Annotated in this window: 8 protein-coding genes; 3 read left to right on the top strand and 5 right to left on the bottom strand. The window is 72.0% G+C overall.

Going from position 1 to position 6,549, the window contains the following annotated elements; genetic code table 11:
- The coding region (locus ACIOC1_RS08530) for a biotin carboxylase N-terminal domain-containing protein (protein ID WP_355335748.1) at positions 1-84 on the bottom strand (84 nt) is incomplete at its 3' end.
- 456 nt (positions 85-540) lie between these two features.
- Between ACIOC1_RS08530 and ACIOC1_RS08525 the strand changes: the two genes are divergently transcribed.
- A complete protein-coding gene (locus ACIOC1_RS08525) occupies positions 541-1,005 on the top strand; it encodes a hypothetical protein (protein ID WP_401852739.1) in 465 nt (154 codons plus the stop codon).
- Positions 1,006-1,092: 87 nt separating this feature from the next.
- Here ACIOC1_RS08525 and ACIOC1_RS08520 read toward each other — a convergent pair whose 3' ends face one another.
- The 4 genes from ACIOC1_RS08520 to ACIOC1_RS08505 form a co-directional block, all read right to left on the bottom strand.
- Positions 1,093-1,698: a nucleoside triphosphate pyrophosphatase gene (locus ACIOC1_RS08520; RefSeq protein WP_355349852.1), complete on the bottom strand. Its 606-nt coding sequence runs from the start codon at positions 1,696-1,698 to the stop codon at positions 1,093-1,095.
- Between the two features lie 160 nt (positions 1,699-1,858).
- Complete coding sequence (mmpB, locus tag ACIOC1_RS08515; protein WP_262928358.1) at positions 1,859-1,990, bottom strand: morphogenic membrane protein MmpB; 132 nt, start codon at positions 1,988-1,990, stop codon at positions 1,859-1,861.
- Between the two features lie 100 nt (positions 1,991-2,090).
- Entirely contained in the window at positions 2,091-2,297 is a 207-nt protein-coding gene (locus tag ACIOC1_RS08510) for an acyl-CoA carboxylase subunit epsilon (RefSeq protein ID WP_355349856.1), read from the bottom strand.
- A 79-nt stretch (positions 2,298-2,376) separates the two neighbouring features.
- Positions 2,377-3,966: an acyl-CoA carboxylase subunit beta gene (locus tag ACIOC1_RS08505; RefSeq protein WP_401852736.1), complete on the bottom strand. Its 1,590-nt coding sequence runs from the start codon at positions 3,964-3,966 to the stop codon at positions 2,377-2,379.
- Between the two features lie 133 nt (positions 3,967-4,099).
- On the opposite strand from ACIOC1_RS08505, the gene ACIOC1_RS08500 reads away from it, so the two are divergent.
- Positions 4,100-4,996, top strand: coding sequence for a biotin--[acetyl-CoA-carboxylase] ligase (locus ACIOC1_RS08500; protein WP_401852733.1), 897 nt, complete (start codon positions 4,100-4,102; stop codon positions 4,994-4,996).
- Between the two features lie 378 nt (positions 4,997-5,374).
- Positions 5,375-6,445 carry an adenylate/guanylate cyclase domain-containing protein gene (locus ACIOC1_RS08495; protein WP_401313121.1) on the top strand — a complete coding sequence of 357 codons (1,071 nt, stop codon included), beginning with the start codon at positions 5,375-5,377 and terminating at the stop codon, positions 6,443-6,445.
- Positions 6,446-6,549 lie beyond the last annotated feature (104 nt).

Genomic DNA, 6,549 nt, shown 5'->3' with positions numbered 1-6,549 from the left:
CACACTCGCGATCCCCGCATCCCGGCAGGCACGGGCAACGCGGACAGCAATTTCACCGCGGTTCGCGATGAGCACCTTGCGCACGATGGCTCCCTCCTTGAAACAAGCCGAGTTTAGGTACTGGCCACACTTGGTGCCGAGGCACCCCTGCACGTGAGCTTCCCCACACGGAGGGTGATCCATGGGCCTGAAGAACCCGTGAACGCCTGCTCAGTCCACGGTACGGCCCCGCTCGGGCCGATGTCCCGCACTCATCGGTGTGGGGGAGATCTCCCTGTAAGTCTGCGAAGAGACCTGACGTTCTTTTGTGGAAACCCTACGAATAGCGAGCGGAATCTTTGCCGTCGGTGTTTCCCGACCGGCCGCCGGTGTCCCCGAACGAGTGGGGTGACGTTCCGGATCGCGCGCGCCGGACTCCCCGTACGGGTGGAACGACCGGCGTGGCCAGACCCCTTGCCGCCGGTTGTACCGGTGAGTAGCCTGCGACAGGCGGGGGTACCAGCGGTAACCGGGCCCCGGACGACGGCCGAAGGGGACAGTGTGCGCAGAGGTATAGCCGTCGGCACCGCCGTGGTCCTTGTTCTCGAAGCCCTCACCATCGCCTTCGTGAACTGGATACTCGGCCTCGCCGTACGCCATCAGTCCATGTCGCTCGCCGGTCTCGACTCCGACGCCATGGCCATCGGATCGTGGGTGGGCGGCGCGCTGTTCGGCCTCTTCCTCATCCTGTGCGCGGTGCTCGTCGTGCGGATAGTGCGCCGCGACGAGATGACCGGCCGGTTCGCCAGGATCGTGCTCATCGTCTGCGCGGTGGTGCACGGCGTGGTCGGCGCGCTGGTCGTCGGCCTGATCGGCTGGTACGCGTTCGTGCTGATGATGGTGATACTGGGCGGCCTCGTCGCCACGCTGCTGATGTACGCGCCCGAGGACCGGCCGCGGGAGGCCGCCGAGAGCGGGACCGCGAACGGCAACGGCGGCGAACTCCCGCCGCCCGCCACGGCCTGAGCGCTCCCGGAACCGGCCCAGGAACTGGCCCAGGACCGACCCCGGACCCAGGAACCGGCCCCGCCTCCCGCGCCCGCTGACGGCGGCTCAGACCCACAGGTCGGTGATCCGTACCCCCAGCTCGGCCAGCAGCCGCCGCAGCAGCGGCAGGGACAGGCCGATCACGTTGCCCGCGTCGCCTTCGATGCCCTCCACGAAGGGCGCGGAGCGGCCGTCGAGGGTGAACGCGCCCGCCACGTACAGCGGTTCACCGCTCGCCACATACGCGGCGACCTCGTCGTCGTCCGGCGTCCCGAACCGTACGGTCGTGGACGCGGTCTCGGCGACCTGCTTGCCGCTGGCGGTGTCGATCACGCAGTGCCCGGTCCGCAGCACCCCGCTGCGCCCGCGCATCGCCTGCCAGCGCGCCACCGCCTCGGCCGCGTCCGCGGGCTTGCCCAGCGCCTGGCCGTCGAGTTCGAGAACGGAGTCGCAGCCGATCACCAGCTCGCCGCCGTCGAGCGCGCCGCTCCCGGCCACCGCGTTGGCCTTCGCCTCGGCCAGTACGCGGGCCAGTTCGGCGGGCGTGGCGGCCGTGATCGCGTCCTCGTCGACACCGCTGACGATCACGCGCGGGTCGAGGCCCGCCTGTTTCAGCAGCCCGAGCCGGGCGGGCGAGGCGGACGCGAGGACAAGGGTTCTGGAGCTGCTCATCGGCCCATCGTAGGCACCGACACCCGTACGGGGGACGCCGGTTCAGGACGCGGGTTCACGGCCGCGTCCGGGGCGGCTGGCGGCGCCGGTGCCGCTCTCCGGGTCGGTCCTGGCCGGTGCGGGCCGTTCTCCGGGCCGGTCCTGGCCGGGACGCGCGGGTTCACGACCTCCAGGTCGCCACCAGCATGACCACGGCGGCTGCCAGCGCGATCACCAGCATCGCGCGGCGCAGCATCGCCTGCGCCTTGCGCATCTCCTCCGGCGGTTCGTCCCGCGGGTCCGACCACAACATGTCTCCAGGGTTGCGCCCCGGCGAACCGGAGCGCCTGAGTACGGATACTCAGGATCACCCTGTTACTGGTGTGACATCCGCCGCCGACCCGACATTCCGCTCACGCGGGCCAGGCCGACGCCCGCCACGCGCCGGGCCCCGGCGCCGGTACGCCGCGCGGCACATTGCGCGCCGGGTCGGCCCAGCCGTCCAGCGGGGCCGGGCCGTCTGCGCTCTTCCCGGCCGCCGCGGCCCGCGCCTGGACGAGGGCGACGACGGCCGCCAGTTCCTCGGGGGTCGGGCTGCCCCGCTCCACCTTGATCACCATGAGCGCTCTCCTCCTCGGCTCGCGGGTCCCTGCCCGGCGGGTCCCGCGGGTCCTCGCCCCCGGGCCCCGCGCGGTCCGTCTACAGCGGGATGTTGCCGTGCTTCTTCGGCGGCAGGCTCTCCCGCTTGTTGCGCAGCGTCCGCAGCGCCTTCACGAGCTGCGCGCGGGTCTGGGAGGGCGCGATGACCGCGTCCACGTAGCCGCGCTCCGCGGCGATGTACGGATTCAGCAGCGTGTCCTCGTAGTCCGCGATGAGCCGCGCCCGCAGCTCCTCCGCCTCCTGCGGGGTGGCCGCCTCGGCCAGCGTGCGGCGGTGCAGGATGTTGACGGCGCCCTGCGCGCCCATCACCGCGATCTGTGCCGTGGGCCAGGCCAGGTTCAGGTCAGCGCCCAGGTGCTTGGAGCCCATCACGTCGTACGCGCCGCCGTACGCCTTTCGAGTGATGATCGTGATCAGCGGAACCGTGGCCTCGGCGTACGCGTAGATCAATTTGGCACCGCGGCGGATGATGCCGTCCCACTCCTGACTGGTGCCGGGGAGAAATCCGGGAACGTCGACGAAAGTGACCACGGGGATGTTGAAGCTGTCGCAGGTCCGCACGAAACGCGCCGCCTTCTCGGAGGCGTTGATGTCGAGACAGCCCGCGAATTGGAGCGGCTGGTTGGCGACCACACCGACAGGACGGCCTTCGATACGGCCGAGACCGGTGAGGATGTTCGGCGCGAACAGCGCCTGGGTCTCCAGGAATTCGCCGTCGTCCAGGACGTGCTCGATCACCTTGTGCATGTCGTACGGCTGATTCGCCGAGTCCGGGATCAGCGTGTCCAGTTCGAGGTCCTCGTCCGTGACCGCCAGATCCGCCTCGGCGGCGAAGGACGGCGCCTCCTGGAGGTTGTTGCTCGGCAGGTACGACAGCAGCGCCTTGACGTACTCGAAGGCGTCCTTCTCGTCACCGGCCAGGTGATGCGCGTTCCCCGACGTCGAGTTGTGGGTACGGGCGCCGCCCAGCTCCTCCATGCCGACGTCCTCGCCGGTCACCGTCTTGATCACATCGGGACCCGTGATGAACATGTGCGAGGTCTGGTCGACCATCACCACGAAGTCGGTGATCGCGGGGGAGTACACCGCGCCGCCCGCGCACGGGCCCATGATCAGGCTGATCTGCGGGATCACCCCGGAGGCGTGGGTGTTGCGGCGGAAGATCTCGCCGTACATGCCGAGCGAGGTGACGCCCTCCTGGATGCGGGCGCCGCCGGAGTCGTTGATGCCGATCACCGGGCAGCCGGTCTTCAGCGCGAAGTCCATCACCTTGACGATCTTCTCGCCGTAGACCTCGCCGAGCGCGCCGCCGAAGACCGTGAAGTCCTGCGAGAACACCGCGACCGGGCGGCCCTCGACCGTGCCGTAGCCGGTGACGACACCGTCGCCGTACGGCCGGTTGCTCTCCAGGCCGAAGTTGGTCGAGCGGTGCCGAGCCAGCTCGTCCAGCTCGGTGAACGACCCCTCGTCCAGGAGCAGTTCGATCCGCTCGCGGGCCGTGCCCTTCCCCTTGGCATGCTGCTTGTCCACCGCGCGCCCGGAGCCCGCGTGCGTCGCCTCCTCGATACGGCGGCGCAGGTCCGCGAGCTTGCCCGCGGTGGTGTGGATGTCGTGTTCCTGCTCGGACATGGAGGCGGCTCTCCTGCTCTCGGCGGGACTTGCTGACTGGCCGGTAACGCTGTTCCGTAGCGTAGTGGCGACTCTGGGGTACGAGCAGTGCGGCGTTGGACACACTCCGGTACCCGCCTCATAGGGTGAGGACATGACGCCCAGCCGCTGGTCCGACCTGGAACGACCGCCGCTCAACGCCGCCGCGCTGCGGCGCGCCGTGGTCACCCCCGACGCGCTGTGGACCGCGCTGGACGTGGTGGACGCCACCGGCTCCACCAACAGCGACCTGGCCGCCCGCGCCGCGCGGGGCGCCCCCGAGGGGGCGGTCCTCGTGGCCGAGGAGCAGACCGCGGGCCGCGGACGGCTGGACCGCCGCTGGTCGGCGCCGCCGCGCTCCGGGCTCTTCTTCTCGGTACTGCTCCGACCGGGTGGCGCCATGGCCGCTCGTACCGCGCCCGACGGCACGCCGCTCCCGGCGCACGGCCCGGTGCCGGTGCACCGCTGGGGCTGGCTGCCGCTGCTCGCCGGGGTCGCCACCGCCACCGCCCTGTCGCGGGCCGCGGGCGTCGACACGGCACTCAAGTGGCCCAACGACCTGCTGGTCACCGTGGACGGCGAGGAACGCAAGGCGGGCGGCATCCTCGCCGAGCGCGCGGGCGACGACGGCGTCGTCATCGGCATCGGCCTCAATGTGTCGCTGCGCGCCGCCGAGCTGCCCGTCCCCACCGCCGCGTCCCTCGCCCTGGCCGGGGCCAAGGGCACCGACCGCGACCCGCTGCTGCGGGCGGTCCTGCGCTCGCTGGCCGACTGGTACGGCGCCTGGCGCGCGGAGGACGGCGACCCCGCCGCTTCCCGGCTCCAGCAGACCTACGCGGCGGGCTGCGCCACCCTGGGCCGGGAGGTCCGCGCGGAGCTGCCGGGAGACAAGGAACTGGCCGGTACCGCGGTCGGGATCGACGGCGACGGCCGCCTGGTGATCGCCACCCCGGACGGCGCCGAGCAGCCGGTCGCCGCGGGCGACGTCGTCCACCTCAGGCCCGCGCGCTGACGCGGCGGGACACCGCCGCGGAGACCGGCTCGCGCGCCGTTCCGTCGCGCGTCACGGGTGTCTCACCGGCGCCCTGGTGAGAGTGAGCCACGGCACACCTGCCGTATCGTTGAGGGGCTGCGTCGTCTCGATGATCGGAAGGGCTGTGCGCAGGGATTCCTCAAGGGCTGGGCGGTGAGCGTGGAGAACGCGGGCACCCCGCCAGACGAGCCGCACAACTCGGATCCGGGTGCCGCCCCGGAGCCGGACGGCGTCGATCCCGCCGACCCTCCGATCGCACCGGACGCCGCGGACGTACCCGACCCCGTGGACGCGCCGGATCCGGCCGATTCCGTCGACGGCACGGACGCGTCAGACCCGGCCGACCCGGCCGATCCAGTGGATCCGGTCGATCTTGAGGAGCAGGGGGAGCCGGGGGAGCCGGGCGAGTCGGGGGAGCACCCGCTGGCGCTGCGCCTGGAACAGCTCATCCTCGGCGCGCCCCGCCGCTACACCCCCTTCCAGGCCGCCCGCACCGCGGGCGTCTCCATGGACCTGGCCTCCCGCTTCTGGCGGGCCATGGGCTTCGCCGACATCGGCCAGGCGCGCGCGCTCACCGAGGCGGACGTCCTCGCCCTGCGGCGGCTGGCCGGCCTGGTCGAGGCGGGGCTGCTCAGCGAGTCGATGGCCATCCAGGTCGCCCGCTCCACCGGCCAGACCACGGCCCGGCTCGCCGACTGGCAGACCGACTCCTTCCTCGAAGGTCTCACCGAGCCCCCCGAGCCGGGGATGACCCGCGCGGAAGTCGCGTATCCGCTGGTCGAACTCCTCCTGCCGGAACTGGAGGAGTTCCTCATCTACGTCTGGCGCCGCCAGGTCGCCGCCGCCACCAGCCGGGTCGTCCAGTCCGACGACGAGGAGGCCGTCGACCGGCGGCTGGCCGTCGGCTTCGCCGACCTCGTCGGCTTCACCCGGCTCACCCGGCGCCTGGAGGAGGAGGAACTGGGCGAGCTGGTCGAGGCGTTCGAGACCACGGCCGCCGACCAGGTCGCCGCATACGGCGGACGGCTGATCAAGACCCTCGGCGACGAAGTCCTCTTCGTCGCCGACGACCCCGGCACCGCCGCCGAGATCGGCATACGCCTCATCGAGACCATGACCGGCGACGACAGCATGCCCGCCCTGCGCGTCGGCATGGCCTTCGGCACCGTCACCACCCGCATGGGCGACGTCTTCGGCACCACCGTGAACCTCGCCTCCCGGCTCACCTCGATAGCGCCGCGCGATGCCGTCCTCGTCGACGGCGACTTCGCCGAGGCGCTGGGCGAGGCCGGTGACGCGCCGCTGTCCGAGGCGGACGTGGACGCCACCGAGGCGGAGAAGTACCGCTTCGCCCTCCAGCCGATGTGGCGCCGCCCCGTGCGCGGCCTCGGCGTCGTCGAGCCCTGGCTGCTCTCCCGCCGGGACTGAGGCCCGCTCCGCCCCGACCGCGCCACGGGCGCGCGCTCCGGCCTGCCCGCGCGCCGCGTCCCTGACGCCGTGTCCCGCTTCCGCCGGGTCACCCGACTTCCCCC

The sequence above is a fragment of the Streptomyces sp. NPDC088197 genome (genome assembly GCF_044741185.1).
Classification (GTDB): domain Bacteria; phylum Actinomycetota; class Actinomycetes; order Streptomycetales; family Streptomycetaceae; genus Actinacidiphila.
The sequence above is the reverse complement of the archived record's forward strand: the minus strand, read 5'-3'. Positions and strand labels throughout refer to the sequence as shown.

Coding starts and splice junctions, on each gene's coding strand:
- ACIOC1_RS08520 (WP_355349852.1), bottom strand. CDS start 1,698: ATGAGCAGCTCCAGAACCCTTGTCCTCGCGTCCGCCTCGCCCGCCCGG.
- mmpB (WP_262928358.1), bottom strand. CDS start 1,990: ATGTTGTGGTCGGACCCGCGGGACGAACCGCCGGAGGAGATGCGCAAG.
- ACIOC1_RS08510 (WP_355349856.1), bottom strand. CDS start 2,297: ATGGTGATCAAGGTGGAGCGGGGCAGCCCGACCCCCGAGGAACTGGCG.
- ACIOC1_RS08500 (WP_401852733.1), top strand. CDS start 4,100: ATGACGCCCAGCCGCTGGTCCGACCTGGAACGACCGCCGCTCAACGCC.
- ACIOC1_RS08505 (WP_401852736.1), bottom strand. CDS start 3,966: ATGTCCGAGCAGGAACACGACATCCACACCACCGCGGGCAAGCTCGCG.